The sequence below is a fragment of the Streptomyces olivochromogenes genome, assembly GCF_001514115.1.
Taxonomy (GTDB): domain Bacteria; phylum Actinomycetota; class Actinomycetes; order Streptomycetales; family Streptomycetaceae; genus Streptomyces; species Streptomyces olivochromogenes.
Window position 1 is genome coordinate 288,485 of sequence record NZ_KQ948457.1, and the last position, 26,856, is coordinate 315,340.

The following is a 26,856-nucleotide window of genomic DNA, read 5'->3' on the forward strand; positions in this document are numbered from 1 at the left end:
ACCTTCAGGTGGTGGGGGCTGCGAAGTTGTGCGCCACTGGTACCACCACCGAAGGGCTTGCCCCCACACCCCCGGCAGCGAGGCCGGGTGGCCCGAGGAGTTACACGTGACCAGCACCGCGCAGGCGCCCCAACCAGGAGCCAGGACGGCTCACCCCGAACATCTCGGGCATGTCATCTTCATCGCGGCGGCGGCCGCAATGGGCGGCTTCCTGTTCGGTTACGACAGCGCCGTGATCAACGGTGCCGTCGAGGCGATCCGAAGCCGCTACGACATCGGCTCGGCGACCCTGGCCCAGGTCATCGCCATCGCGCTGATCGGCTGCGCCATCGGCGCGGCGACCGCGGGCCGCATAGCCGACCGCATCGGCCGCATCCGATGCATGCAGATCTCCGCCGTCCTCTTCACGGTCAGCGCCGTCGGTTCCGCGCTGCCGTTCGCGCTGTGGGACCTCGCCTTCTGGCGCATCATCGGCGGATTCGCCATCGGTATGGCCTCCGTCATCGGCCCCGCCTACATCGCCGAGGTCTCCCCGGCCGCGTACCGCGGACGCCTGGGCTCCTTCCAGCAGGCCGCGATCGTCGTCGGCATCGCCATCTCGCAGCTGGTCAACTGGGGCATCCTGAACGCCGCCGGCGGCGACCAGCGTGGCAAGCTGATGGGCGTCGAGGCCTGGCAGGTCATGCTCGGTGTCATGGTCGTCCCGGCCGTCCTCTACGGTCTGCTCTCCTTCGCGATCCCCGAGTCGCCGCGCTTCCTGATCTCCGTGGGCAAGGAAGACCGCGCCCGTGAGGTGCTCAAGGAGGTCGAGGGCGACAAGATCGATCTGACGGCCCGCGTCGCCGAGATCGAGCACGCCATGAAGAGCGAGCACAAGTCGACCTTCAAGGACCTGCTCGGCGGCAGCTTCTTCTTCAAGCCGATCGTCTGGGTCGGCATCGGCCTCTCGGTCTTCCAGCAGTTCGTCGGCATCAACGTCGCGTTCTACTACTCCTCGACGCTGTGGCAGTCGGTCGGCGTCGACCCCTCGGAGTCGTTCTTCTACTCGTTCACGACGTCGATCATCAACATCATCGGCACCGTGATCGCGATGATCTTCGTGGACCGGATCGGCCGCAAGCCGCTGGCCCTCATCGGTTCCGTCGGTATGGTCATCGGTCTCGGACTCGAAGCCTGGGCCTTCTCGTACGACCTCGTGGACGGCAAGCTGCCGGCGACACAGGGCTGGGTCGCCCTCATCGCCGCGCATGTCTTCGTCCTCTTCTTCGCCCTGTCCTGGGGTGTCGTGGTCTGGGTCTTCCTCGGCGAGATGTTCCCGAACCGGATCCGCGCCGCCGCCCTCGGCGTCGCCGCCTCCGCGCAGTGGATCGCCAACTGGGCCATCACCGCGAGCTTCCCGTCGCTGGCCGACTGGAACCTCTCCGCGACCTACGTGATCTACACGATCTTCGCGGCGCTCTCCATCCCCTTCGTGCTCAAGTACGTCAAGGAGACCAAGGGCAAGACGCTGGAGGAAATGGGCTGAGCCTCCTGAAGAGGCCCCGAGACTCGAGGAGAAGGGCCAAGTCCCCGCTGCCCCTCTCCTCGTACCCGTAAGACGTACTGCCCCGGCTCAATCCCCGAGCCGGGGCAGTACGTCTTCGCAGAACAGGTGCAGGCTCCGCCAGCCCTCGTCGATCGGCATCCCGCCGGACAGCGGGTGCAGCACGTGGTTCTCGAGACCCTGCGCCACGCACTGGTCGGGGGTCAGGATCCGGTACACGCCCTCCGCGCGCAGTTCCTCGACCGTCGTGGCAGCCGACTTCACCGCCGAGCGGATGTCACCGGACTGCCAGGAGGCGTATGTCCGTGCCTCGTGCAGGAAGTGCCCGCCGTACTCGGCCCACGCCCGGTCCGGGTCCTCGGCCATGTGCAGCAGCGGGGTCTCGGCGGCGGGCATCATGGTCCAGCCCTCGGTGCCGTACTCGACGAGCCGCTCCTTGTAGTACGCCTCCAGCTCGGGGAGGTGCGCGCTGGGGAAGAAGGGGAGCCCGAGCCGGGCGGCGCGCCGGGCCGCGGCCCTGGACGAGCCGCCGACCAGCAGCAGCGGGTGCGGGTCGGAGAACGGACGCGGTGTGACCCGTACCGTACGGTCCCGGTAGGTGAACTCCTCGCCGGTCCACGCCTTCAGCACCGTCTCCAGCAGCTCGTCCTGGAGTGCCCCGCGCCGCTTCCAGTCGACGTCGAAGAGGGCGTACTCCTCGGGCCGGTAGCCGATGCCCGCGACGGTGACGAGGCGGCCGCCGCTGAGCAGGTCGAGCACGGCGATGTCCTCGGCGAGGCGCAGTGGATCGTGCAGCGGGCCGATGACGGCGGAGACGGTGACCGCGAGGTGCCGGGTCGCTCCGAAGACCGCGCCCGCGAACGCGAACGGCGAGGGCAGCCAGTTGTTGGCCACTCCGTGGTGTTCCTCGGTCTGCACGGTGGTGATGCCGCGGTCGTCGGCGTAGGCGGCCATCTCGATGGCCGCCTTGTAGCGGGCGCTCAGCGACGCGGGGGTGGCGGCGGGGTCGACGAGGTTGAAGCGCACGACGGTTACGGGCATGGAAGCCCCCCTTCGGTGTGGAGGGGGACGGTAGCTGACGGTACGTCAGACAGCCATAGCCGCGGACCCTTTCGCGGACTGCGCCACGGGCGCCACCGCGGGCTTCGGCAGCACCGCGTAGAGCAGGAAGGAGACCGCGACGGTCGCCACCCAGCCGAGGCCGTACTCGCCGACGGGGTTGTTCGACGCCAGCGGACCCGTGAACCAGTCGGACGTGCTGAACAGCAGGCCCGAGCCGAGCCCGAGCGCCCACGCGGCGACCGCGGCCGGGCTGAAGCCGCCCCGGTACCAGTAGGCGCTGGTGCGCGTGGTGTCGAGCAGGGCCCCGGCGTCGTACTCCTCGCGGCGCAGCATGTCCGCGCCGAAGACGCCGACCCAGGCCGAGAACGTGACCGCGAGCAGCGAGAGGAACGCGATGAACGAGCCCATGAAGGAGGTCGCCACCAGCATCAGGACGCCGCCGAGGACCAGTGAGATCACGGCGTTGACCGCGACCGCCCGGTGCCGCGACACCTTGATGCCGAGGGTCTGCGCGGTGAAGCCCGCCGAGTACATCGACATCGCGTTGATCAGCAGCATGCCGACCAGAGCGATGAGCAGGTAGGGCACCGCGATCCACAGCGGCAGGATCGTGCCGACGAAGGAGACCGGGTCGGCGGCCGAGGCCAGGTCCGGCGTCGAGTCCGCCATCACCGCGCCCATCAGGATCAGGGGGAGTACGACGATGCCGGCGCCGACCACCGAATTGCGCACGATCGCCGCCGGCGAGGCCGTACGCGGCAGATAGCGCGTGAAGTCCGGCGCCGACGGCGCCCAGCTGATGCCGCCCGCCGCGATCAGTCCGACCCCCGTGATCATCAGGGATGTCGGGCCGGCGGGCCGCCCGAAGACCCTGCCCCAGTCCGTGTCCGCGACCAGATGGCCGAGGACGAGCAGGGAGAAGCCGCCGAAGAGCCACGTCGCCCATGTGCTGCACGTCCGGACGGCGCTGATGCCGAGGCCCGAGATCGCGAACGTCGCCACCACGAAGGCCAGCAGCGTCGCGACGATCAGGAACGTGCTGCTCCTGATGCCGAAGAGCACGTTCAGGATGGCCAGCAGGGCGTAGGAGCCCGTCACCGCGTTGATCGTCTCCCAGCCCCAGCGGGCGATCCAGATCAGCGAACCCGGCAGGAGATTTCCGCGCTGGCCGAAGACCGCGCGGGACAGGGTCAAGCCGGGAGCGCCGCCCCGCTTGCCCGCGATGCCGACCAGACCCACCAGGCCGTACGACACGACCGGCGCCGCGAGGCCGACGGTCAGGGCCTGCCAGAAATTGAGTCCGTAGGAGACGGCCAGGGCCGCGCCCATGGTCAGCAGCAGGACGGTGATGTTGGCCGCGATCCAGGTGGGAAGGAGTTCGCGGGTCTTCGCGTGTCGCTCGGAGTCGGGGACGGGCTCGATGCCCCGGGTTTCCAGAACGTGGTGCGCGGATGTGTCGAGGGCGCCATCGGAGCGGTCGGTGGACCTCATGGCAATTAAGCATACTTTGTGTCGTTTCTTACGCTTTCGCGAGGCGCGTTCTCGGGGGAAGCCACGGAATCCCTCCGATGACACGGAGTCCCCCTCCCGGGAGGGGGATGACTGATACTGGGGAGCGTTATGGAAACCGTCATCCTTGCTGTAGTCATCGCCGTGGTCGTGATCGGCGCACTCGGCGGGCTCGTCATCGGCAGTCGCCGCAGGAAGCCGCTGCCCCCGGCGCCCCCCACCACGCCCGACATCACCGCCCCTCCGGCCGAGCCGCACGTCGGCGACGAGGCCGAGATCCCGCACGACGAAGAGCGCCGGACGATAGAGGAGGTGGATCTCCCGGGCGGCTCGGCCGCGCCGGTCGTCGTCGAGGAACCCGAACCCGTTGTCGAAGCTCCCGCGATCGAGATCCCGGAGCCGACCGCCGGGCGCCTGGTGCGGCTGCGCGCCCGCCTCTCGCGCTCGCAGAACGCGCTCGGCAAGGGGCTGCTCACGCTCCTCTCGCGCGAGCACCTCGACGAGGACACCTGGGAGGAGATCGAGGACACGCTGCTGACCGCCGACGTCGGCGTGCAGCCCACCCAGGAGCTGGTCGAGCGGCTGCGTGAGCGCGTGAAGGTGCTCGGTACGCGGACGCCCGACGAGCTGCGCACCCTGCTGCGCGAGGAACTTCTGCAGCTTCTCGTCCCCGAGTTCGACCGTACGGTCAAGACCGACTCGAACCTCGACACCCCGGGCATCGTCATGGTCGTCGGTGTCAACGGCACGGGGAAGACCACCACCACCGGCAAGCTCGCCCGCGTCCTCGTCGCCGACGGCAAGCACGTGGTGCTCGGCGCCGCCGACACCTTCCGTGCCGCCGCCGCCGACCAGCTGCAGACCTGGGGCGAGCGTGTAGGTGCCCGTACCGTGCGGGGCCCCGAGGGCGGCGACCCCGCCTCGATCGCCTTCGACGCGGTCAAGGAGGGCATCGAGGAGGGTGCCGACGTCGTCCTCATCGACACGGCCGGACGGCTTCACACCAAGACCGGGCTCATGGACGAGCTCGGCAAGGTCAAGCGTGTCGTCGAGAAGCACGCCCCGCTCGACGAGGTGCTGCTGGTCCTCGACGCCACGACCGGCCAGAACGGTCTGGTGCAGGCCCGCGTCTTCGCCGAGGTCGTCGACATCACCGGCATCGTGCTGACCAAGCTCGACGGCACCGCGAAGGGCGGCATCGTGATCGCGGTCCAGCGCGAGCTGGGGGTGCCGGTCAAGCTGGTGGGTCTGGGCGAGGGCGCGGACGACCTGGCGCCGTTCGAGCCGGAGGCGTTCGTTGACGCCCTTATCGGAGAGTGAACCCCACCTCCCGAAGCTGGTAGGTGGTTCTGTAAGCGTCCGTCCCCGAGGTGCAGTTCGGGGGCGGACGCTTTGCCGTGTACGGCGTTGCCGTCGTCGGTGTCGTTACGCGCGCGACCGGTGCGCCACGTACGCCAGCGTCCCCAGCAGCAACCGTGCCTGCGGCGGCTTGGTCGCCGAGTCCAGGGCGGGGGAGCGCAGCCAGCGGACCGGACCGAGGCCGGCGCGGTCGGAGGGCGGGGCGGTGACGTACGTACCGGGGCCGAGGCCGTGCAGGTCGAGGGAGGCGTCGTCCCAGCCCATCCGGTAGAGCAGCTCGGGGAGCTCGGCCGCGGCGCCGGGGGCGACGAGGAAGTGGGCGCGGCCGTCCGGGGTCGCGGTGACGGGCCCGGTGGGCAGGCCCATTCGCTCCAGGCGGACGAGCGCGCGGCGCCCGGCGGCCTCGGCGACCTCGATGACGTCGAACGCGCGGCCGACCGGCAGCATCACCGCGGCACCCGGGAACTCGCCCCAGGTCTCGGAGACCTCGTCGAGCGTGGCCCCCGCTTCGAGCACCGGCGCGAAGTCCAGCGGATGCGCCCCCGGCGCGGGGCAGCCGGCCTTGCCGCAGGAGCACGCGCCCGCGGCGGCCCGGGCGCCGGGGACCACGTCCCAGCCCCACAGCCCGGTGAACTCGGCCACCGCGGTGCACTCCGACGAGCGGCCGCGGCGACGGGTGCCGGGCCGGCTTTCGCGCATTCCCCGACTGCTGCCGATCGTGAAGCCCATGCCCCCTCCAACGGGTCCGACGCGTCGACGGTTACGCCATGAACGCGAAACATCACTCAGTGTGTTCAAGTCCCCGGATGTCACGTGGTTGGCGACGCGATCCCGGCAGCGCCCGGAAGCGTCCCGGGTGGTGTACCCGGCGGCGCGCGCCCCCGAATGCATCGTTCCGCCACTTCTGGCTGTCCTATGTCAAGTGAATCGTGTACAGGCGATCAGGAGTTCATTCGAAGGGGTGGCGAATGGTGGCGTTTCCGGGATCGCCATGGCTGGACGCGTGATCGTAGGATTACTTTGAGTGCACGAGTCCTGGGGACGTATGCACTCGTGGGTATGCCGGAGGCAAGTCGGCTTCCCGTTCGAAGGGTGAGAACTGCCGGACGTGCGGCTGTATTTACCGGCATTCTGATAGGGCTTGGCGCACGCAGCGTACAAGTGGTCTCAGGGATGGGGGCGTTCCAGTGGGCGGCAACGGCGGAAGCGGTACGAACGCTGACAAGCGCCCGAATGAGCTGTTGGGCTCGTGGTTCGTGCGCAGTGGCTGGTCGAAGGGCGAGCTGGCGCGGCAAGTGAACCGAAGGGCCCGCCAGTTGGGGGCCAATCACATCTCCACGGACACCTCCCGGGTGCGCCGCTGGCTGGACGGCGAGAATCCGCGCGAGCCGATTCCGCGGATCCTGTCCGAGCTGTTCTCCGAGCGGTTCGGCTGTGTGGTCGCCGTCGAGGACCTCGGTCTGCGCGCCGCCCACCAGTCACCGTCCGTGTCGGGTGTCGACCTGCCCTGGACCGGCCCGCAGACCGTGGCGCTGATCAGCGAGTACTCGCGCAGTGACCTGATGCTGGCGCGGCGTGGCTTCCTCGGCAGCTCGCTGGCCCTCGCCGCGGGCCCCGCCCTCATCGAGCCCATGCAGCGCTGGCTGGTGCCCTCGCCCGCCGCGCCCCAGGAGGAGCCCGAGTCCCCGGCCGCCGCGCGCCGCCCCGGCCGGCTCTCCCAGCCCGAGCTGGACCTTCTGGAGTCCACCACGGTGATGTTCCGCCAGTGGGACGCCCAGTGCGGCGGCGGTCTGCGCCGCAAGGCGGTCGTCGGCCAGCTGCACGAGGTGACCGACCTGCTCCAGGAGCCGCAGCCCGGGGCGACCAGCAAACGCCTGTTCAAGGTCGCCGCCGAGCTGGCCGAGCTTGCGGGCTGGATGAGCTACGACGTGGGGCTGCAACCCACCGCGCAGAAGTACTTCGTGCTCGCCCTGCACGCCGCCAAGGAGGCGGGCGACAAGCCGCTGGGCTCGTACATCCTCTCCAGCATGAGCCGCCAGATGATCCACCTCGGCCGGCCCGACGACGCGCTCGAACTCATCCATCTGGCGCAGTACGGAAGCCGTGACTGCGCGAGCCCGCGCACCCAGTCCATGCTGTATGCGATGGAGGCCCGCGCCTACGCGAACATGGGCCAGCCCGGAAAGTGCAAGCGGGCCGTCCGGATGGCCGAGGACAGCTTCGAGGACGTTCACGAGTGGGACGACCCGGACCCCGACTGGATCCGCTTCTTCTCGCTGGCCGAGCTGCACGGCGAGAACTCGCACTCCTACCGGGACCTGGCCTACGTCGCGGGCCGCAGCCCCACGTACGCCTCGCTCGCCGAGCCCCTGATGCAGCAGGCCGTCGACCTCTTCGCCAAGGACGGCGAGCACCAGCGTTCGTACGCACTCAATCTCATCGGCATGGCCACCGTGCACCTGCTGCGGCGCGAGCCCGAACAGAGTGCGGTATTGGCCAAGGACGCGATGGCGATCGCCAAGAAGGTGCGCTCCGAGCGCGTCAACACTCGTATCCGAAAGACGGTCGACACGGCCGTCCGTGACTTCGGTGACCTCGCCGAGGTCGTGGACCTCACCGAGCAGCTCGCCGTCAACCTTCCCGAGACCGCGGAAGCGGTCTGAGCCCGGGCCGCGGAAGCGGTCCGACCCCAGTACCCCGGCCACGGCCGGTCGTCCCGAACCGCCCGACTCGGCTCCCCCATGCCAGGTCATCGGACGACCAGCCGTGGCCGGTTCGTTTGCCTTCTGGGAAGGTTGCGCCACGATAACGATCGCTCCGCCCGGTATCAGCCAGTTCATGGAGGCGTAACACACGAGGTGCCTTCGTCACTGCGGCGAAACATCGAGGGGCGTCGACGGAAACCGCGCTGCGTCAATCTCATGGCGCATAACCGGCCCACCCCTCATGACCGCTCAGGCTTCGCCCGCACGGGGCCGTACCAACGACGAGGAGACGCCGATGGCACCAGCCATCACGCTAGCCGCAGAAGCTCCCAAGCTCTCGGCCGCCAACACCGGGTTCATGCTCATCGCTTCCGCTCTGGTGCTGATCATGACCCCCGGCCTCGCCTTCTTCTACGGAGGCATGGTCCGTGTCAAGAGCACCCTGAACATGCTGATGATGAGCTTCATCAGCATGGGGATCATCACGATCCTGTGGGTGCTGTACGGCTTCTCGCTCGCCTTCGGCACGGACAAGGGTTCGTTCATCGGCTGGACCTCGGACTGGGTCGGCCTCAGCAACATCGGCCTGACGGAGCTGTGGCCGGGCTACACCATCCCGATCTTCGTCTTCATGGTCTTCCAGCTGATGTTCGCCATCATCACGCCCGCGCTGATAAGCGGTGCGCTGGCGGACCGGGTGAAGTTCACGGCGTGGTCGCTGTTCATCGCACTGTGGGCCACGGTCGTCTACTTCCCGGTCGCGCACTGGGTCTGGGGCACCGGCGGCTGGGCGTTCGACCTCGGCGTGATCGACTTCGCCGGTGGTACGGCGGTCCACATCAACGCGGGTGCCGCGGCGCTCGGCGTGATCCTGGTCATCGGCAAGCGCGTCGGATTCAAGAAGGACCCGATGCGTCCGCACAGCCTCCCGCTGGTGATGCTCGGCTCCGGTCTGCTGTGGTTCGGCTGGTTCGGATTCAACGCCGGTTCGTGGCTCGGCAACGACGACGGCGTCGGCGCGCTGATGTTCGTCAACACGCAGATCGCCACCGCGGCCGCCATGCTGGCCTGGCTCATCTACGAGAAGATCCGCCACGGCGCGTTCACCACGCTGGGCGCCGCCTCCGGCGCGGTCGCCGGGCTGGTCGCCATCACCCCGTCCGGTGGCGCGGTCTCCCCGCTCGGCGCGATCGCCGTCGGCGCCATCGCCGGTGTCGTGTGCGCCATGGCTGTCGGCCTCAAGTACAAGTTCGGCTACGACGACTCCCTCGACGTGGTCGGCGTGCACCTCGTCGGCGGTGTCATCGGCTCCCTGCTGATCGGCTTCTTCGCCAGCGGCAAGGGCCAGTCCACCGTCGAGGGTCTCTTCTACGGCGGCGGTCTCACCCAGTTCTGGAAGCAGTGCGCCGGTGTCTTCGCCGTCCTCGGCTACTCCCTGGTCGTCTCCGCGATCCTCGCCTTCATCATCGACAAGACGATGGGCATGCGGGTCACCGAGGACGAGGAGATCGCCGGCATCGACCAGGCCGAGCACGCCGAGACCGCATACGACTTCAGTGGAGCGGGCGGCGGCATCGTCGGCGGCTCGGTTTCCGCCCTCGCGGGTACGGAGAGCAAGAAGGTGGACGCATGAAGCTCATCACCGCCGTCGTGAAGCCCCACCGGCTCGACGAGATCAAGGAGGCCCTGCAGGCCTTCGGGGTGCACGGTCTCACGGTCACGGAGGCCAGCGGCTACGGTCGGCAGCGGGGACACACCGAGGTCTACCGTGGTGCCGAGTACACCGTCGACCTGGTCCCCAAGATCCGCATCGAGGTGCTGGCCGAGGACGACGACGCCGAACAGCTGATCGATGTCGTCGTGAAGGCGGCCCGCACCGGCAAGATCGGTGACGGCAAGGTGTGGTCCATCCCGGTCGAGACGGCCGTCCGGGTCCGGACCGGCGAGCGCGGCCCGGACGCGCTCTAAACAGAAGATCAGAACAGGAGCCACTGGGTGACGAGTACGGAGATGCGTACGGAAGCAGAAGACTCGGGACCCAGCGGCTACGCGGCGGCCCGGCTGCGCCTCCTCCAGGAGGGGGCGCGGTCCGGGCCGCCGCGCCGTGCCGCCCTCGCCGAACTCACGGACGAATGGCTGACCGGCCTGTTCGGCGCGGGTGCCGAGGGACTGCGCGGCGTCTCGCTCGTCGCCGTCGGCGGCTACGGCCGCGGAGAACTCTCGCCACGCAGTGATCTCGACCTGCTGCTCCTGCACGACAGCGCCGACGCCGGCGCGGTCGCAGCCCTCGCCGACCGCATCTGGTACCCCATCTGGGACCTGGGCCTGGCCCTCGACCACTCGGTGCGTACGCCCGGCGAGGCACGCAAGACCGCGGGCGGGGACCTCAAGGTGCAGCTCGGCCTGCTGGACGCCCGCCACATCGCGGGCGACCTCGGCCTCACCGCCGGACTGCGCACGGCCGTCCTCGCCGACTGGCGCAACCAGGCGCCCAAACGCCTCCCTGAACTCCAGGAGCTGTGCGCCGAGCGCGCCGAGCGCCAGGGCGAGTTGCAGTACCTCCTGGAACCGGACCTGAAGGAGGCTCGCGGCGGCCTGCGCGACGCCACCGCCCTGCGCGCCGTCGCAGCCTCCTGGCTCGCGGACGCGCCCCGTGAGGGCCTCGCGGAGGCCCGCCGCAGGCTCCTGGACGTCCGCGACGCCCTCCACCTCACCACCGGCCGCGCCACCGACCGCCTCGCGCTCCAGGAGCAGGACCAGGTCGCCGCCGAACTCGGACTCCTGGACGCCGACACCCTCCTGCGCCAGGTGTACGAGGCCGCGCGCGTCGTGTCGTACGCGAGTGACGTCACCTGGCGCGAAGTGGGACGCGTGCTCAAGTCGCGCGCTGTGCGGCCACGGCTGCGCGCCATGCTCGGCGGCGGTGCCAAGCCCGCCGTGGAGCGCACACCGCTCGCCGAGGGTGTGGTCGAGATGGACGGCGAGGTGGTACTCGCCCGCGCCGCGCGCCCCGAACGCGACCCCGTACTCCCGCTGCGTGCCGCGGCCGCCGCCGCACAGGCAGGGCTCCCGCTCTCCCTGCACGCCGTACGGCGCATGGCCGCCGTCGCGCGCCCACTGCCCACGCCCTGGCCCGCCGAGGCCCGCGAACAGCTCGTCACGCTGCTCGGCTCGGGCCGCCCGACCATCGAGGTCTGGGAGGCACTGGAGGCCGAGGGCCTGATCACCCGGCTCCTGCCCGACTGGGAGCGGGTGCGCTGCCGCCCGCAGCGCAACGCCGTGCACATCTGGACCGTCGACCGCCACCTCATCGAGACGGCCGTCCGCGCCTCCGAACTGGCCCGCCGCGTGGGCCGCCCCGACCTCCTCCTCGTCTCCGCCCTGCTGCACGACATCGGCAAGGGCTGGCCCGGCGACCACTCCGTGGCCGGCGAGATCATCGCCCGGGACGTGGCCGCCCGCATCGGCTTCGACCGCGCCGACGTGGCGGTGCTCGCCACCCTCGTACGCCACCACCTGCTGCTCATCGACACCGCGACCCGACGCGACCTGGAGGACCCGGCGACCGTCCGCTCGGTCGCCGAGGCCGTCGGATCGCAGAGCACCCTCGAACTGCTGCACGCCCTCACCGAGGCGGACGCGCTGGCCACCGGGCCCGCGGCCTGGTCCTCCTGGCGCGGATCCCTCGTCACCGACCTGGTCAAACGGGTCGCCGCCGTGCTCGCCGGAGACGCCCCCGAGGAGCCCGAGGCCGCCGCGCCCACGGCCGAGCAGGAGCGGCTCGCCATCGAGGCGTTCCGCACCGGCGGCCCCGTACTGGCACTGCGCGCGCAGACCGAACCGCCCACCGAGGAGGAGCCCACCGGCGATCCCGAGCCCCTGGGCGTGGAACTGCTCATCGCCGTGCCCGACCAGCCCGGAGTGCTCCCCGCGGTCGCCGGTGTCCTCGCGATGCACCGCCTGACCGTGCGCACGGCCGAGCTGCGCGCCCTGGACCTGCCCGACGGCGTCGAGGGTTCGGTGCTGCTGCTCAACTGGCGGGTCGCCGCCGAGTACGGTTCCCTGCCGCAGGCCGCCCGGCTGCGCGCCGACCTGGTGCGCGCCCTGGACGGCTCCCTGGACATCGCGGCCCGACTCGCCGAGCGCGACGCCGCCTATCCGCGCCGCCGGGGCACGATCGCGCCGCCGCCCCGGGTGACGGTCGCCTCCGCCGCCTCCCGCCACGCGACGGTCATCGAGGTCCGTGCCCACGACGCTCCCGGCCTGCTGCACCGCATCGGGCGGGCCCTGGAGGACGCGAGCGTATGGGTGCGCAGCATGCATGTCTCCACCCTCGGCGCCAACGCCGTGGACGCCTTCTACGTGACCGGCCCCAAGGGCGCGCCCCTGCCGGCGGAGGAGGCGGTTTCGGTGGCGCGGGGGCTGGAGGAGATGCTGCGGGGATGACCTCGTGGCAGATGCTGCGGGAGTGACCTCGCGGTCCTGTCTCCGCCCTTCGAACGTGGTCCCTGTCGGGTATTCACACCGGGCAGGGGACACCAACCCTTTTCGGGCAGATACCCTGGAGGGCAACCCAAACCGCCCCCGACTCCGAGGACCGACGCCACCGTGTTCGATACCCTCTCAGACCGCCTGAGCGCGACTTTCAAAAACCTCCGCGGGAAAGGCCGGCTCTCCGAGGCGGACATCGACGCCACGGCCCGCGAGATCCGTATCGCGCTCCTTGAAGCCGATGTGGCCCTGCCGGTCGTCCGGACGTTCATCAAGAACGTGAAGGAGAGGGCACTCGGGAGCGAGGTCTCCAAGGCCCTCAACCCTGCCCAGCAGGTCCTGAAGATCGTGAACGACGAGCTCGTCACGATCCTCGGCGGTGAGACCCGCCGCCTGCGGTTCGCCAAGAACCCGCCCACCGTGATCATGCTCGCGGGCCTTCAGGGTGCCGGTAAGACCACGCTCGCCGGAAAGCTCGGCAAGTGGCTCAAGGACCAGGGCCACTCCCCGCTGCTGGTCGCCGCCGACCTCCAGCGCCCGAACGCCGTGACCCAGCTGAGCGTCGTCGCCGAGCGCGCCGGTGTGGCCGTCTACGCCCCCGAGCCAGGCAACGGCGTCGGTGACCCGGTCAAGGTCGCCAAGGACTCCATGGAGTTCGCGAAGACCAAGGTCCACGACATCGTGATCGTGGACACCGCCGGCCGTCTCGGCATCGACCAGGAGCTGATGCAGCAGGCCGCGGACATCCGCGACGCCGTCAGCCCCGACGAGATCCTCTTCGTCGTCGACGCGATGATCGGTCAGGACGCGGTCAACACCGCCGAGGCCTTCCGCGACGGCGTCGGCTTCGACGGCGTCGTCCTGTCGAAGCTCGACGGTGACGCCCGCGGTGGTGCCGCGCTCTCCATCGCCTCGGTCACCGGCAAGCCGATCATGTTCGCGTCGAACGGCGAGAAGCTCGACGACTTCGACGCCTTCCACCCGGACCGGATGGCCTCCCGCATCCTCGACATGGGCGACCTGCTCACCCTGATCGAGCAGGCGGAGAAGACGTTCAGCCAAGAAGAGGCCGAGAAGATGGCCTCCAAGCTGGCGTCCAAGAAGGGCCAGGACTTCACCCTGGACGACTTCCTGGCCCAGATGGAGCAGGTCAGGAAGATGGGCAGCATCAGCAAGCTGCTCGGCATGCTCCCGGGCATGGGCCAGATCAAGGACCAGATCAACAACCTCGACGAGCGCGACGTCGACCGCACGGCCGCCATCATCAAGTCGATGACGCCGGGCGAGCGCCAGGAGCCGACGATCATCAACGGCTCGCGTCGCGCCCGTATCGCCAAGGGCTCGGGTGTCGAGGTCAGCGCGGTCAAGAACCTGGTCGAGCGCTTCTTCGAGGCCCGCAAGATGATGTCCCGCATGGCCCAGGGCGGCGGCATGCCCGGAATGCCGGGGATCCCGGGCATGGGCGGCGGCCCCGGCCGGGCCAAGAAGAAGCAGAAGGTGGCCAAGGGCAAGCAGCGCTCCGGCAACCCGATGAAGCGCAAGCAGCAGGAGGAAGAGGCCGCGGCCCGCCGCGAGGCCGGTGCCCAGCCGGGCGGCGCCTTCGGTCTGCCGGCCGGGCAGCAGGCTGAGGACTTCGAGCTGCCGGACGAGTTCAAGAAGTTCATGGGCTGACGGTTCGTTTCCGTACGGAGTCTTCCGTACGAGGTCTTCCGTACGGGGTCGTTCTCGTACGTCACTGGGGGCGCCCCTCGCCGGAGGGGCGCCCCCAGTGGCATTTTCTGCGCATGCTGGCGAGTATTTCGTGTCGTAACGTCCTCATATGAGCAACCCTGTGCCGCCGCGCAAGGACCCCGACCAGCCGTGGCGTACCGAGGGAACGCCACCCGACTCGACCGGTCCGCCCTCCGGGCGAAGGAAGATGCCCGGCGGCTGGATCGGCCTCGTCGTCGCCGTCCTGGTCGTGTTCGTGATCGCCCTCCTGGTGCTGTCCTTCTTCAACGAGGGCACCGAGCCGACGATCTCGTACACGGAGTTCAGCAAGCAGGTCGACAACGACAACATCGGCAAGATCTACTCCAAGGGCGACGCGATCCAGGGCGAGCTCAAGACGGCCCAGGCCAAACCGGACGGCGGCGGGAAGTACACCAAGTTCAAGACCCAGCGCCCGTCCTTCGCGGACGACAAGCTCTGGCAGAACCTGGAGACCCACCACGTCACGGTGACCGCCTCACCGGTGGTCCAGCAGCGCAGCTTCCTCTCCAACCTGCTGATCTCCCTGGCCCCGATCGTGCTCCTGGTACTGCTGTGGATGTTCTTCGCCCGGCGGCTGCGGGCGGGCATCGGAGGCCCGGGCGGCATGCTCGGCCGCAAGGCGCCCCCGAAACCGGTCGAACTGCAGCCCGGCGCCCAGCGCACGACCTTCGCCGACGTGGCCGGAATCGACGAGGTCGAGGGCGAACTGAACGATGTCGTCGACTTCCTCAAGAATCCGGACGCGTACCGCAGGATGGGCGCGAAGATGCCGCGCGGTGTGCTCCTCGCGGGTGCGCCCGGCACGGGAAAGACCCTGCTCGCGCGTGCCGTGGCGGGGGAGGCGGGCGTTCCGTTCTTCTCGGCCTCGGCATCGGAGTTCATCGAGATGATCGTGGGCGTGGGCGCGTCCCGGGTCCGGGAACTCTTCGCCGAGGCCCGGAAAGTGGCCCCTTCGATCATCTTCATCGACGAGATCGACACCATCGGGCGGTCCCGGGCCGGCGGCTCGGCGATGGGCGGCCACGACGAGCGCGAGCAGACCCTGAACCAGATCCTCACCGAGATGGACGGCTTCTCGGGCTTCGAGGGCGTCATCGTCATCGCGGCGACGAACCGTGCGGACATCCTGGACCCGGCGCTGACCCGGCCCGGCCGCTTCGACCGGATCGTCAACGTCGCGCCCCCCGACCGCCGTGGCCGTGAGGCGATCCTGCGGATCCACACCCGCGAGATCCCACTGTCCCCGGAAGTGGACCTGGCCCAGGTGGCCCGCACGACGCCGGGCATGACCGGTGCGGATCTGGCCAACCTCGCCAACGAGGCGGCGCTGCTCGCCGTCAAGCGCAAGCAGGACGAGGTGACGCCGCCGGACCTCTCCGAGGCGCTGGAGAAGGTGCAGCTCGGTGCGGAGCGTTCCCTGGTGATGCCCTACGAGGAGCGCCGCAGGACCGCGTACCACGAGAGCGGCCACGCCCTCCTCGGCATGCTGCAGCCGGGTGCCGACCCGGTTCGCAAGATCACCATCGTCCCGCGCGGGCGCGCGCTGGGCGTCACGCTCTCGACACCGGACACCGACCGGTACTCGTACACCGAGGAATACCTGCGGGGTCGCATCATCGGTGCCCTGGGGGGCATGGCCGCCGAACACGTCGTCTACGGAGTCGTCACGACCGGCTCCGAGAACGACCTCGAACAGGTCACCAACGTCGTTCGCGGCATGGTCGCCCGCTGGGGCATGAGCGAACGGGTCGGCCGTCTCTCCGCCCTCCCGAACGACGCCCAGCAGGCCTACGGCCTCGCCGCCGCGCCGGCCACCCTCGACTCCATCGACCACGAGATGCGGCGCATCGTCGACGAGTGCTACGAGGAGGCGTGCCAGAAGCTCATTGACCACCGGGACCAACTGAACGCCCTCGCGGAGGCCCTCCTCGCGAACGAGACGTTGGAGGAGGCCCAGGCATACCGGATCGCGGGAGTGACGCGCGTGAAGAAGGAGGAGGTGTGAGGCTCCGACCCGGATTCACGTGGCTGCGGGTCGGACGGGGGTTCCCCGCGCTCCTTCAGGGGCGCGGAGAACTACGCAGTCTTTTTGCGGGCGTCTGGGGACGGATGGGACGGGCAGGGGCGGCGGGGGTGTGAACCCGGCGACCTCAGCCCGTGCGGGCGATCAGGTACCTGAAGACGTTCGGCATCCACACCGTGCCGTCCCCGCGCTGATACGGATGCAGCGCCTCCGTCAGCTCCTTGCAGACCTGCACCACATCCGTCGCACCGACCGCCGCGTCGAACAGCCCGGTCGACAACAACCCCCGCACCGCGCTCTCCACGTCCGCGTACCCGAAGGGACACGCCACCCGCCCGGACCCGTCCGGCCGGAGCCCGGCCCGCTGGGCGACCTCCTCCAGGTCGTCCCGGCGAGGACCCTGCCCGCACCCCTCGCCCGGCAGCACCGCGGACGTGGCACACCGCTCCGGCGGCCCCCATCCGACCAGCACCACGGCCGCCCCCCGCTCGGCGAGCGGAGTCGCCGCCGACAGCAGCTCCCCGAGTTCCTCGGCGTCCCCCGGCGCGCACCCGATCGGCTCGAACGCGGTCACCAGCGTGTACGCGGCCGCCGTGGGATCGGCGAGGTCCGAGGGGGACCCCTCCACGATCCGGGCGTCGGCACGCGCGCGTGTGCCCCACCCGTCCGGCAGTAACCGTTCCCGCGCGAGCCGCACCCGTTCGGGCGAAGAGGAGTCGACGCCGGTCACCGCCGCTCCCCGGGAGGCCGCCATCAGAAGGGCCAGCCCCGAACCGCAGCGCAGGCCGAGGACCCGCGTCCCGGCGCCCACTTCGAGCCGCTCGTGGACGGCTTCGTAGAGCGGCACCAGCATCCGCTCCTGGATCTCGGCCCAGTCACGCGCGCGTGCACACGGATCCACCCGGGGCGGCGCGGCCGCGTGAGGTAGGTGATGCCGCACGAGCGTAGGTGTCATCGAAAGCGCCCCAATCCGCCGAGAGTTGCCGCTGCGCCCCGTTTCCCTTGCCCCCGTGCAGTGCGCTCGCTCTTCCCCCGTATGTCAGGTAACTCCGCACTCGTCGCGCCGTCCAGGGGTTGTGGCGCGCTGCTTGCGCGCTGTCCGCGCGCGGCACAAGAATTCACATACCGGCAACGTGTGCCCGTACCATCGCGCCATGGCAAAGGCACCCGTTCTCACGCCCCAGGCGGACGACTTCCCGCGCTGGTACCAGGATCTGATCGCCAAGGCCGAACTGGCCGACAACGGACCGGTGCGCGGCTCCATGGTCATCCGACCGTACGGGTACGGGCTGTGGGAGCGGATGCAGGCGGAGATGGACGCCCGCATCAAGGAGACGGGTACCCAGAACGCGTACTTCCCGTTGCTGATCCCGCAGTCGTACCTCACCAAGGAGGCCGACCACGTCGAGGGCTTCGCACCGGAGCTCGCGGTGGTTACGCACGGCGGCGGCAAGGAGCTCGAGGAGCCCGCGGTCGTCCGACCCACCTCCGAGATGATCATCAACGACTACTTCTCGAAGTGGGTGCAGAGCTACCGCGACCTGCCGCTGCTGATCAACCAGTGGGCCAACGTGGTCCGTTGGGAGCTGCGGCCCCGCCTCTTCCTGCGTACGTCCGAGTTCCTCTGGCAGGAGGGCCACACCGCGCACGCCACGTACGAGGACGCCCGCGACTTCGCCGCGCACATCCACCGCCAGGTGTACGAGGACTTCATGCTGAACGTCCTCGGCATGGATGTCGTCCCCGGCCGCAAGACCGTCAAGGAGCGCTTCGCGGGTGCCATCAACACCCTCACGCTCGAAGGCATGATGGGCGACGGCAAGGCCCTCCAGATGGCCACCAGCCACGAGCTGGGCCAGAACTTCGCCAAGGCCTTCAACACCCGGTTCCTGTCGAAGGAAGGCAAGCAGGAGCTGGTCTGGCAGACCTCCTGGGGTTCGACGACCCGCATGATCGGCGCCCTGGTGATGATGCACGGCGACGACAACGGACTGCGCGTCCCGCCGCGGCTCGCCCAGATCCAGGCCGTCGTCCTCGCGATCAAGGGCGACGAGGCGGTTCTGGCCAAGGTCCGCGAAATCGGCGACCGGTTGAAGGCGGCGGGTGTACGCGTCCATGTGGACGACCGCACCGACGTCCCGTTCGGGCGGCGCGCCGTCGACTGGGAGCTCAAGGGAGTCCCCGTCCGCGTGGAGGTCGGTCCCCGTGACCTGGAGAACGGCACCGCGATGCTGGCCCGCCGTATCCCCGGCGGCAAGGAGCCGGTCGCCATCGACGCTCTGGTGGAACTGCTCCCCGCCGTCCTCGAAGAGGACCAGGCGCTGCTCCTGAAGCAGTCGCGCGAGCGCCGGGAGTCCCGCACCGCGGAGGTGTCGACGATCCAGGAAGCCGTCGAGACGGCCACCGCCGGCGGCTGGGCGCGCATTCCGTGGGTCGACCTCGGGGAAGAGGGCGAGGCCGAGCTCGCCGAGCACTCCGTGACCGTACGGTGTCTGGTCGCCGAGGACGGGTCGGTGCCCGACGCCGACGACGCACCGGGTAACGTCGCGGTCGTCGCGCGCGCTTACTGAGTAGGCCCGCAGGGAGGCCGAAACGCCTCTTGCGCATCTGATGACCACAGGGGCCCCGGCGTGCGGACATCGTCTACGCGCCGGGGCGTACGCGTTACTACGTACCGGCTTGGTGTGAGCTGTGAGGCTTCTCCGCAGATCAGCGCACCCGCCCTCGTCCGGACGCATCAGCACCAACTGACGGGTACGTGCAAATTATTTGGGATGGCCCGGAATAGGAACACAGAGGCCCCCCGGCTCGTTGTGATTACGTGAGCACGACACCACCTGTTCTCGCCGCAGAGCTGGCAGGGGCGTGGGCCGACATTCAGCGGCACCACCCCGAACTGCCCGATCTTGCCGCGCCAGAGTCCCTGATCGGAGAATCGTCGTCCGCCTGCGGACACGAACTCTCCTTCGAACGACTGCTGCATGAGGCAGTCCATGGCATCGCCGCCGCTCGCGGAGTCCGCGACACTTCGCGCGCCGGCCGGTACCACAACCGCAGATTCCTCGCCATCGCCGAGGAGCTGGGCCTCGACCACCCGGAGGAGCCGCACCCCAGCAGTGGCTTCTCCCTGGTCACGCTCAACCCCGAAGCGAAGCGGCGCTACCGCCCGACGATCGAGCGGCTGCAACGCGCCCTCAAGGCACACACCGCCGCGACCGCCGCGGACACGGCCCGCTCGTTCCGGGGCCCGGCCGCCCGGCACGGCTCCTCCGGGGGAGGTGTCCGCGTCAAGGCGGTGTGCGACTGCGGTCGCAACGTACGGGTTGTCCCGTCCGTGCTGGCGCAGGCACCGATCGTGTGCGGAGGATGCGGGAAGCCGTTCCGCATCCCCGAGGTCGTGGGCGCCGCGGCGAGCTGAGCGGACGGCTGCTCGTGGCAGCCGTACTCAGTCGGAGTCAGCCCCGCGCGGCGGCACCCGGTCCGAACCGGGCGCGCTGCCGACCTCGGCGGTGACCCCCGGTGCCGGGCATCCGGCGCCGGGGGTCACCGCGCGCTGCCCCGTGAAGGCGACCCGCCAGGGTGTGGCACAATGGCTAGCTGTACTCGACAGCCGCACAGGACCCCTCTCTCCTCCGGCTGACGCGTCCATCGGGCACTCGGGTACCGCAACCCCACGCGGCCATCTCGCCGTGCCCAACCACGTCAAGACCAGGAGACACCACTTCCGTGGCAGTCAAGATCAAGCTGAAGCGTCTGGGCAAGATCCGTTCGCCTCACTACCGCATCGTCGTCGCCGACTCCCGTACCCGCCGTGATGGTCGGGCCATCGAGGAGATCGGTCTGTACCACCCGGTGCAGAACCCCTCGCGTATCGAGGTCGACTCCGACCGTGCGCAGTACTGGCTGGGTGTCGGCGCGCAGCCGACCGAGCCCGTTCTCGCCATCCTGAAGCTGACCGGCGACTGGCAGAAGTTCAAGGGCGAGCCCGCCCCTGCTCCGCTGCTCGTGGCCGAGCCGAAGGCGACGCGCCCGTCGTTCGACGCCCTGGGCGGCGACGACGAGGGCAAGGGTGAGGCCATCACCCAGAAGAAGAAGGCTGAGAAGAAGGACGAGGCCCCGGCCGCGTCCTCTTCGTCTGAGTCGACCGAGGCCTGAGCATGCTCGAGGAGGCTCTCGAGCACCTCGTGAAGGGCATTGTCGACAACCCCGACGATGTGCAGGTCGCCTCGCGCGACCTGCGCCGTGGGCGCGTTCTCGAGGTCCGGGTACACCCCGACGACCTCGGCAAGGTGATCGGCCGCAACGGCCGTACCGCCCGCGCTCTGCGGACCGTCGTGGGTGCCATCGGCGGCCGAGGTGTCCGCGTCGACCTCGTCGACGTGGACCACGTCCGCTGACGTAACAGGCAGCACCGGCTCGGGCCGGGGAGGGCTTTCGAGCCGTCCCCGGCCCGTAGTCGTCTACGAACCCATGCCGTAGGCACATCGACAGGAGATCAAGCACAGTGCAGCTGGTAGTCGCTCGCGTCGGCCGCGCCCACGGCATCAAGGGCGAGGTCACCGTGGAGGTCCGTACGGACGAGCCGGAACTCAGGCTCGGGCCCGGTGCCGTCCTGCTCACCGATCCGGCCTCCGCCGGACCGCTGACCATCGAGACCGGCCGGGTGCACAGCGGCCGTCTGCTGCTGCGCTTCGCGGGCGTACGCGACCGGAACGCGGCCGAGGCGCTGCGCAACACCCTCCTGATCGCCGAGGTGGACCCGGACCAGCAGCCCGAGGACCCGGACGAGTACTACGACCACCAGCTGATGGACCTGGACGTGGTCACCAAGGACGGGGTGGAGGTCGGACGGATCACGGAGATCTCCCATCTGCCCTCGCAGGACCTGTTCGTGGTCGAGCGGCCCGACGGGACCGAGGTCCTGATCCCGTTCGTCGAGGAGATCGTCACCGAGATCGACCTGGAGGAGCAGCGGGCCGTCATCGACCCGCCGCCGGGCCTGATCGACGACCAGGCGGAAATCGACTCCTCCAGGGACACGGAGAACGCCTCCGCCAAGGACGACGAGAACTCCTCGGGGGCCGACGCCTGATGCGGCTCGACGTCGTCACGATCTTCCCCGAGTACCTGGAACCCCTCAACGTCTCGCTCGTCGGCAAGGCACGCGCGCGTGGGCAGCTGAATGTGCACGTGCACGACCTTCGGGAGTGGACGTACGACCGCCACAACACGGTCGACGACACCCCGTACGGCGGCGGCCCCGGCATGGTCATGAAGACCGAGCCATGGGGCGACGCCCTGGACTCCGTCCTGGCCGATGGCTACGAGACCGGCTCCCACGGGCCCGTCCTGGTCGTGCCCACGCCGAGCGGACGCCCCTTCACCCAGGAACTCGCCGTCGAGCTCTCCGAGCGCCCCTGGCTGGTCTTCACGCCCGCCCGCTACGAGGGCATCGACCGCAGGGTCATCGACGAATACGCGACCCGGATGCCCGTCTACGAGGTGTCCATCGGCGACTACGTACTCGCCGGCGGCGAGGCGGCCGTACTCGTCGTCACGGAGGCCGTGGCGCGGCTGCTGCCGGGTGTTCTCGGCAACGCCGAGTCCCACCGGGACGACTCGTTCGCCCCCGGCGCCATGGCCAACCTCCTGGAGGGGCCCGTATACACCAAGCCCCCGGCGTGGCGCGGCCGCGAGATCCCCGACGTGCTGGTCAGCGGTCACCACGGGAAGATCGCCCGCTGGCGCCGCGACGAGGCCCTGCGCCGTACGGCGGCGAACCGGCCCGACCTCATCGAGCGCTGCGACCCTTCCGTCTTCGACAAGAAGGACCGCGAAATGCTCTCGATCCTGGGCTGGCAGCCGGAACCCGACGGTCGATTTTGGCGCAGACCAGAGGCCGTGGAAGAATAGGCCGCTGTTGTCTGCGTAGACCGGGCGCCCCTGCCACAGGGGGACACGACGCCCGTCCCGACGCGGCAGCACCCTCTTGGAAAACTAGCTCCCGTTGATGACCTGTGGCATCAACGAAGAAAGCAGACGAAATGTCTCACCTGCTCGACTCCGTCGACAGCGCGTCGCTGCGCAGCGACATCCCGGCCTTCCGCCCGGGTGACACCGTCAACGTCCACGTCCGCGTCATCGAGGGCAACCGCTCCCGTGTGCAGCAGTTCAAGGGCGTAGTCATCCGTCGCCAGGGCGCCGGTGTCCGCGAGACCTTCACGGTCCGCAAGGTCTCCTTCTCGGTCGGCGTCGAGCGTACCTTCCCGGTGCACACCCCGATCGTCGAGAAGATCGAGCTCGTCACCCGTGGTGACGTGCGTCGCGCGAAGCTGTACTACCTGCGTGACCTGCGCGGCAAGGCCGCGAAGATCAAGGAGAAGCGCGACAACTGAGCTCGCGAAGGGGTTCACATGGACGCCGGATAACATCTGGCTCCGATGGACACCGAAGCACAGCACACGGAGCGCGACCGCTCCTCCCGCCCCACCGAGTCCGAGGACATCTCGGACGCTGAGGGGCCGGAGGGACGGTCGCGTTTCGCGTTGGTGGCCCGGGCCGCCGACTGGCTCCCCGGTGGGCGGATCACTCTGACCGTGCTGGTCTGTCTGCTGTTCCTGGTGCTGTTCAGCAACTTCGTGATGCAGCCGTTCGAGATTCCCAGCAGCTCGATGGAGCGCGGATTGAGGATCGGGGACCGCGTTCTCGTAAATAAGTTGGCGTACCGTTTCGGTGCTGAGCCGCGGCGGGGCGATGTCGTCGTGTTCGACGGCACTGGGTATTTCGGGAACGCCGACTACGTCAAACGCGTCGTGGGTGTGGGGGGAGACCACGTGGTCTGCTGCGACAAGAAGGGGAGGCTCGAGGTGAACGGCCGGTCGGTCGACGAGTCGACGTTTCTGTACCCGGGGGACAGCCCGTCCGACGTCTCCTTCGACGTCGTGGTGCCCGCCGGCAGCCTGTTCCTTCTCGGTGACCACCGCAGAGACTCGAGCGACTCCCGCGACCACCTGGGGTCTCCCGGCGGCGGCATGATCCCCGTCGGTGATGTGATCGGCAGGGCCGACTGGATCGCCTGGCCCGCGGGCCACTGGACCCGGCTGCAGCGTGCCGCCGCCTACGCGCGTGTGCCCACCGCGGACGGTGCCCATGGGTAACCGTGGCAGGCCACGTGGGGTCTCCGACCACGCCGCCGACAACCTGCTGCCTACCGGCACCCGGCGGGCCGCCGGCGGCGCCGTCCGGCCCGGCCGTGCCGAGCGCCGCAAGCTCCAGCGCAAGGTCAAGCGGCGCCGACGGCGCTCCGCGATCAAGGAGATACCCCTCCTCGTGGGCGTCGCGGTGCTCATAGCGCTGGTCCTCAAGACCTTCCTCGTCCAGGCCTTCGTGATCCCGTCGGGTTCCATGGAGAACACGATCCAGATCGGCGACCGTGTGCTCGTCGACAAGTTCACGCCATGGTTCGGCTCCAAGCCCCAGCGCGGCGACGTCGTCGTCTTCAAGGATCCCGGTAACTGGCTGGCCGGGGAGAAGACCACCAAGAAGAACGACCCGGTCGTCGTCAAGCAGGTCAAGGAGGGCCTGACGGCCATCGGTCTGCTGCCCTCCGACAACGACAAGGACCTCATCAAGCGGGTCGTCGCGGTCGGCGGCGACACCGTGAAGTGCTGCGACACCCAAGGGCGCGTGACCGTCAACGGCATGCCGCTCAACGAGTCGTACATCCAGGCCGGGAACAAGCCATCGGACTTCTCCTTCGAGGAGACCGTGCCCAAGGGTCGTCTCTGGGTGATGGGCGACCATCGAGCCAACTCGGCCGACTCCCGCTACCACCGCACCGAGAAATACGGCGGTACCGTCTCCGAGAGCTCGGTCGTCGGCAGAGCCATGGTCATCGCCTGGCCCTTCGGGCACTGGACCCGGCTGAAGGAACCGGACACGTTCGCGTCCGTACCGAGCGGGTCGGCAACCGCTCTCGGCGCGTCGCATAGGGTGGCGTCCGCGGATCTCAATCGATTGATCCCGCTCCCGAGCCCTGCGGAACTCCCGCTCGTTATGGGAGTGGTGGGCCTGCGCCGGATCCGGCGCAGGCGGCGGCACGGAGTGAGGAGTGGATGTGGGGGATTTGGCGGTCGGCGCACGATCCGGACACGATGGCCCCGAGGAGCAGCCGGAGCGACCCGACGGATCGGCCACCCCGGCCACGAACGACGTCACTGGTTCCGGGAGTGACTCCGGGGACGGTGGCGACGGTACGAAGGAGCAGGGCGAGCAGGAGCCGAAGCCCAAGAAGCCGCGTTCCTTCTGGAAGGAGCTTCCGCTCCTCATCGGTATCGCGCTCGTTCTCGCGCTGCTGATCAAGACTTTCCTGGTCCAGGCGTTCTCGATTCCCTCGGACTCGATGCAGAATACGCTTCAGCAGGGCGACCGGGTCCTGGTCGACAAGCTCACCCCGTGGTTCGGTTCGGAGCCCTCGCGCGGCGAGGTGGTCGTCTTCCACGACCCCGACAAATGGCTGGAGGGCGAGCCCACGCCCAACCCGAACGCCGCGCAGACGTTCCTCAGCAAGATCGGCCTGATGCCGTCGGCCAACGAGAAGGACCTCATCAAGCGGGTCATCGGTGTCGCCGGTGACACGATCGAGTGCAAGGGCACCGGCCCGCTGAAGGTCAACGGCAAGGCACTGAACGAGGACTCGTACGTCTACGTCGGGAACACCCCGTGCAGCGTCGACGACCAGGGCGGCCAGTTCAAGGTGACGGTACCCAAAGGCAAAATCTGGGTCATGGGTGACCACCGGCAGAACTCGCTGGACTCGCGCTATCACCAGCAGGACGATCACCAGGGCTTCGTGCCGGTGGGCAATGTCGTCGGCCGCGCCATCGTGATCGCCTGGCCGCCCACCCGCTGGGACACGCTGCCGATCCCCGACACCTTCGACCAGAACCTCAGCGCGGCCGCTCCCGGCGCGCTCGGGCTGGCCGGCGCGGTGCCGCTGGTGCTGTGGCGCAGGCGTCGCCTTACCGCCGGAAACCCGAGGGTTTCTGGTCGGGGTACCGCCGGGTAGGGTGCCGTCCCAGATCGCCGATCTTCCGCGGCCCGCAGGTGGGGCCGTGGGATCGATTCTCCGAGTTGGGGGAGCACTGGGATGAGCAGGACGTCAGGTCGTACGGACGAGGGCCGCGGGCGGCTCGGCAGCGTGCTGTCGGGGCTGGCCGTGGCCCTCGGCTGTGTGCTCTTTCTCGGCGGCTTCGCCTGGGGCGCGATCGAATACCAGCCGTACACCGTGCCGACCGAGTCGATGGTGCCGACCATCAAGGCGGGCGATCGCATTCTGGCCCAGCGCATCGACGGCGGTGACGTCGAGCGCGGCGATGTCATCGTCTTCAAGCAGAAGAGCTGGGGCGACATGCTCCTCGTCAAGCGGGTCGTCGCGGTCGGCGGTGACACGGTCGCGTGCTGCACGAACGGCAAGCTGACCGTCAACGGCAAACAGATCGACGAGCCGTATCTCGCCAAGGGCCAGGCCGCGGAGTCGACCCAGATCCCGACCGTCGAGGTACCCAAGGACCGGCTCTTCCTGCTCGGCGACGAGCGCAGCGGCTCACTGGACTCCACGGCACACCTCACCGAGGCCTTCAACGGCACCGTCGCGCGCAGCGCGGTGAAGGGCCGTGTGGACGCCATCGCCTGGCCGATGAACGGCATGCTGGCGCGCCCCACGGGCTTCGAGAAGCTGGGCGGGATCTCGTCGCCCGGGCCGCTGCGGCTGGTCCTGACCGCCATCGTGGTCGGCGCGGTGCTGGTGCTGGGCGGAGCGGCGTACGGGCCGATCGCCACGCGGCTGAGCCGGCGCGGCAGGACGCGTACGGAGCTCGCCGGTGCCGCCTGAGGCGTCGTACGGGGGTTCGGACGAGGACTCCAGCGACGGCGGGCCCCGGAAGGTCGCCCGGGTCGTGCTGCTCGACGAGCAGGACCGCATTCTGCTGCTGCACGGTCACGAGCCGGACGATCCGGCGGACGACTGGTGGTTCACGCCCGGCGGGGGCCTCGAGGGCGATGAGACGCGCGAGGAGGCCGCGCTGCGGGAACTCGTGGAGGAGACCGGCATCACCGAGGTCGAGCTGGGCCCGGTGCTGTGGCAGCGGAGCTGTTCGTTCCCGTTCGCGGGGCGGCGCTGGGACCAGGACGAGTGGTACTTCCTGGCCCGTACGAGCCAGAAGGGAACCGTCGCCGCCGGGCTGACGGAGCTGGAACGGCGCAGTGTCGCCGGAGCGCGCTGGTGGACGTGCCGGGAACTGACCGAGGCACATGAGACGGTGTATCCGACCAGACTCGCCGGGCTGCTGCGCAGGCTGCTCGACGAGGGTCCTCCGGCCAGGCCCGAGATCCTCGACACCGAAATCGTCTAG

At 69.4% G+C, this 26,856-nt stretch carries 24 protein-coding genes; 20 read left to right on the top strand and 4 right to left on the bottom strand.

The genetic code is table 11. The features are described 5' to 3' along the window. Positions 1-106: 106 nt before the first annotated feature. Positions 107-1,525 carry a sugar porter family MFS transporter gene (locus AQJ27_RS21255; RefSeq protein WP_067371071.1) on the top strand — a complete coding sequence of 473 codons (1,419 nt, stop codon included), beginning with the start codon at positions 107-109 and terminating at the stop codon, positions 1,523-1,525. 87 nt (positions 1,526-1,612) lie between these two features. Here AQJ27_RS21255 and AQJ27_RS21260 read toward each other — a convergent pair whose 3' ends face one another. After that, complete coding sequence (locus tag AQJ27_RS21260; RefSeq protein WP_067371072.1) at positions 1,613-2,584, bottom strand: LLM class flavin-dependent oxidoreductase; 972 nt, start codon at positions 2,582-2,584, stop codon at positions 1,613-1,615. 45 nt (positions 2,585-2,629) lie between these two features. Next, complete coding sequence (locus tag AQJ27_RS21265; protein WP_067371073.1) at positions 2,630-4,096, bottom strand: cytosine permease; 1,467 nt, start codon at positions 4,094-4,096, stop codon at positions 2,630-2,632. A gap of 129 nt (positions 4,097-4,225) precedes the next feature. Between AQJ27_RS21265 and ftsY the strand changes: the two genes are divergently transcribed. After that, positions 4,226-5,434: a signal recognition particle-docking protein FtsY gene (gene ftsY, locus AQJ27_RS21270; protein ID WP_067371075.1), complete on the top strand. Its 1,209-nt coding sequence runs from the start codon at positions 4,226-4,228 to the stop codon at positions 5,432-5,434. A gap of 105 nt (positions 5,435-5,539) precedes the next feature. Here ftsY and AQJ27_RS21275 read toward each other — a convergent pair whose 3' ends face one another. Beyond that, positions 5,540-6,202 (bottom strand): bifunctional DNA primase/polymerase, encoded by a 663-nt coding sequence (locus AQJ27_RS21275; protein WP_067371077.1) that lies wholly within the window; start codon positions 6,200-6,202, stop codon positions 5,540-5,542. Positions 6,203-6,660: 458 nt separating this feature from the next. On the opposite strand from AQJ27_RS21275, the gene nsdA reads away from it, so the two are divergent. From nsdA to ftsH, 6 genes are all read left to right on the top strand, one after another. Further along, positions 6,661-8,136, top strand: coding sequence for a transcriptional repressor NsdA (gene nsdA, locus AQJ27_RS21280; RefSeq protein WP_067371079.1), 1,476 nt, complete (start codon positions 6,661-6,663; stop codon positions 8,134-8,136). A 337-nt stretch (positions 8,137-8,473) separates the two neighbouring features. Next, positions 8,474-9,811 carry an ammonium transporter gene (locus AQJ27_RS21285; protein ID WP_067371081.1) on the top strand — a complete coding sequence of 446 codons (1,338 nt, stop codon included), beginning with the start codon at positions 8,474-8,476 and terminating at the stop codon, positions 9,809-9,811. Continuing rightward, positions 9,808-10,146: a P-II family nitrogen regulator gene (locus AQJ27_RS21290; RefSeq protein ID WP_054235369.1), complete on the top strand. Its 339-nt coding sequence runs from the start codon at positions 9,808-9,810 to the stop codon at positions 10,144-10,146. Before AQJ27_RS21285 ends, AQJ27_RS21290 begins: the two co-directional genes overlap by 4 nt. A 27-nt stretch (positions 10,147-10,173) precedes the next feature. Further along, positions 10,174-12,624, top strand: coding sequence for a [protein-PII] uridylyltransferase (locus tag AQJ27_RS21295; protein ID WP_067371084.1), 2,451 nt, complete (start codon positions 10,174-10,176; stop codon positions 12,622-12,624). Between the two features lie 162 nt (positions 12,625-12,786). Beyond that, entirely contained in the window at positions 12,787-14,340 is a 1,554-nt protein-coding gene (ffh, locus tag AQJ27_RS21300) for a signal recognition particle protein (protein ID WP_067371088.1), read from the top strand. A 148-nt stretch (positions 14,341-14,488) separates the two neighbouring features. After that, a complete protein-coding gene (gene ftsH / locus AQJ27_RS21305) occupies positions 14,489-16,426 on the top strand; it encodes an ATP-dependent zinc metalloprotease FtsH (protein ID WP_079065126.1) in 1,938 nt (645 codons plus the stop codon). Positions 16,427-16,571: 145 nt separating this feature from the next. Here ftsH and AQJ27_RS21310 read toward each other — a convergent pair whose 3' ends face one another. Further along, a complete protein-coding gene (locus AQJ27_RS21310; RefSeq protein ID WP_079065127.1) occupies positions 16,572-17,399 on the bottom strand; it encodes a class I SAM-dependent methyltransferase in 828 nt (275 codons plus the stop codon). A gap of 199 nt (positions 17,400-17,598) precedes the next feature. Between AQJ27_RS21310 and proS the strand changes: the two genes are divergently transcribed. From proS to AQJ27_RS21370, 12 genes are all read left to right on the top strand, one after another. Beyond that, the gene (proS, locus tag AQJ27_RS21315) at positions 17,599-19,014 is read left to right on the top strand and encodes a proline--tRNA ligase (RefSeq protein ID WP_067371094.1); all 1,416 of its coding nucleotides are present in this window, start codon (positions 17,599-17,601) and stop codon (positions 19,012-19,014) included. A 251-nt stretch (positions 19,015-19,265) separates the two neighbouring features. After that, a complete protein-coding gene (locus AQJ27_RS21320; RefSeq protein ID WP_054235363.1) occupies positions 19,266-19,862 on the top strand; it encodes a hypothetical protein in 597 nt (198 codons plus the stop codon). A gap of 308 nt (positions 19,863-20,170) precedes the next feature. Next, entirely contained in the window at positions 20,171-20,599 is a 429-nt protein-coding gene (gene rpsP / locus AQJ27_RS21325; RefSeq protein WP_060901212.1) for a 30S ribosomal protein S16, read from the top strand. Positions 20,600-20,601: 2 nt separating this feature from the next. Next, a complete protein-coding gene (locus AQJ27_RS21330) occupies positions 20,602-20,841 on the top strand; it encodes an RNA-binding protein (RefSeq protein WP_005479813.1) in 240 nt (79 codons plus the stop codon). A 107-nt stretch (positions 20,842-20,948) separates the two neighbouring features. After that, positions 20,949-21,536 carry a ribosome maturation factor RimM gene (gene rimM / locus AQJ27_RS21335; protein ID WP_067371096.1) on the top strand — a complete coding sequence of 196 codons (588 nt, stop codon included), beginning with the start codon at positions 20,949-20,951 and terminating at the stop codon, positions 21,534-21,536. Then, a complete protein-coding gene (gene trmD, locus AQJ27_RS21340) occupies positions 21,536-22,357 on the top strand; it encodes a tRNA (guanosine(37)-N1)-methyltransferase TrmD (protein WP_067371098.1) in 822 nt (273 codons plus the stop codon). Before rimM ends, trmD begins: the two co-directional genes overlap by 1 nt. 131 nt (positions 22,358-22,488) lie before the next feature. Continuing rightward, positions 22,489-22,839, top strand: a complete 351-nt coding sequence (gene rplS, locus AQJ27_RS21345; RefSeq protein ID WP_054235359.1) for a 50S ribosomal protein L19 — start codon at positions 22,489-22,491, stop codon at positions 22,837-22,839. A gap of 45 nt (positions 22,840-22,884) precedes the next feature. Then, complete coding sequence (gene lepB, locus AQJ27_RS21350; protein ID WP_067371100.1) at positions 22,885-23,601, top strand: signal peptidase I; 717 nt, start codon at positions 22,885-22,887, stop codon at positions 23,599-23,601. Beyond that, positions 23,594-24,676: a signal peptidase I gene (gene lepB / locus AQJ27_RS21355; protein WP_067371103.1), complete on the top strand. Its 1,083-nt coding sequence runs from the start codon at positions 23,594-23,596 to the stop codon at positions 24,674-24,676. Before lepB (AQJ27_RS21350) ends, lepB (AQJ27_RS21355) begins: the two co-directional genes overlap by 8 nt. Beyond that, the gene (lepB, locus tag AQJ27_RS21360) at positions 24,561-25,511 is read left to right on the top strand and encodes a signal peptidase I (protein WP_079065128.1); all 951 of its coding nucleotides are present in this window, start codon (positions 24,561-24,563) and stop codon (positions 25,509-25,511) included. Before lepB (AQJ27_RS21355) ends, lepB (AQJ27_RS21360) begins: the two co-directional genes overlap by 116 nt. 81 nt (positions 25,512-25,592) lie before the next feature. Beyond that, positions 25,593-26,336, top strand: a complete 744-nt coding sequence (gene lepB, locus AQJ27_RS21365) for a signal peptidase I (RefSeq protein ID WP_067371107.1) — start codon at positions 25,593-25,595, stop codon at positions 26,334-26,336. Then, positions 26,326-26,856, top strand: a complete 531-nt coding sequence (locus AQJ27_RS21370; protein WP_067371109.1) for an NUDIX hydrolase — start codon at positions 26,326-26,328, stop codon at positions 26,854-26,856. The genes lepB (AQJ27_RS21365) and AQJ27_RS21370 overlap by 11 nt, the downstream gene beginning before the upstream one ends.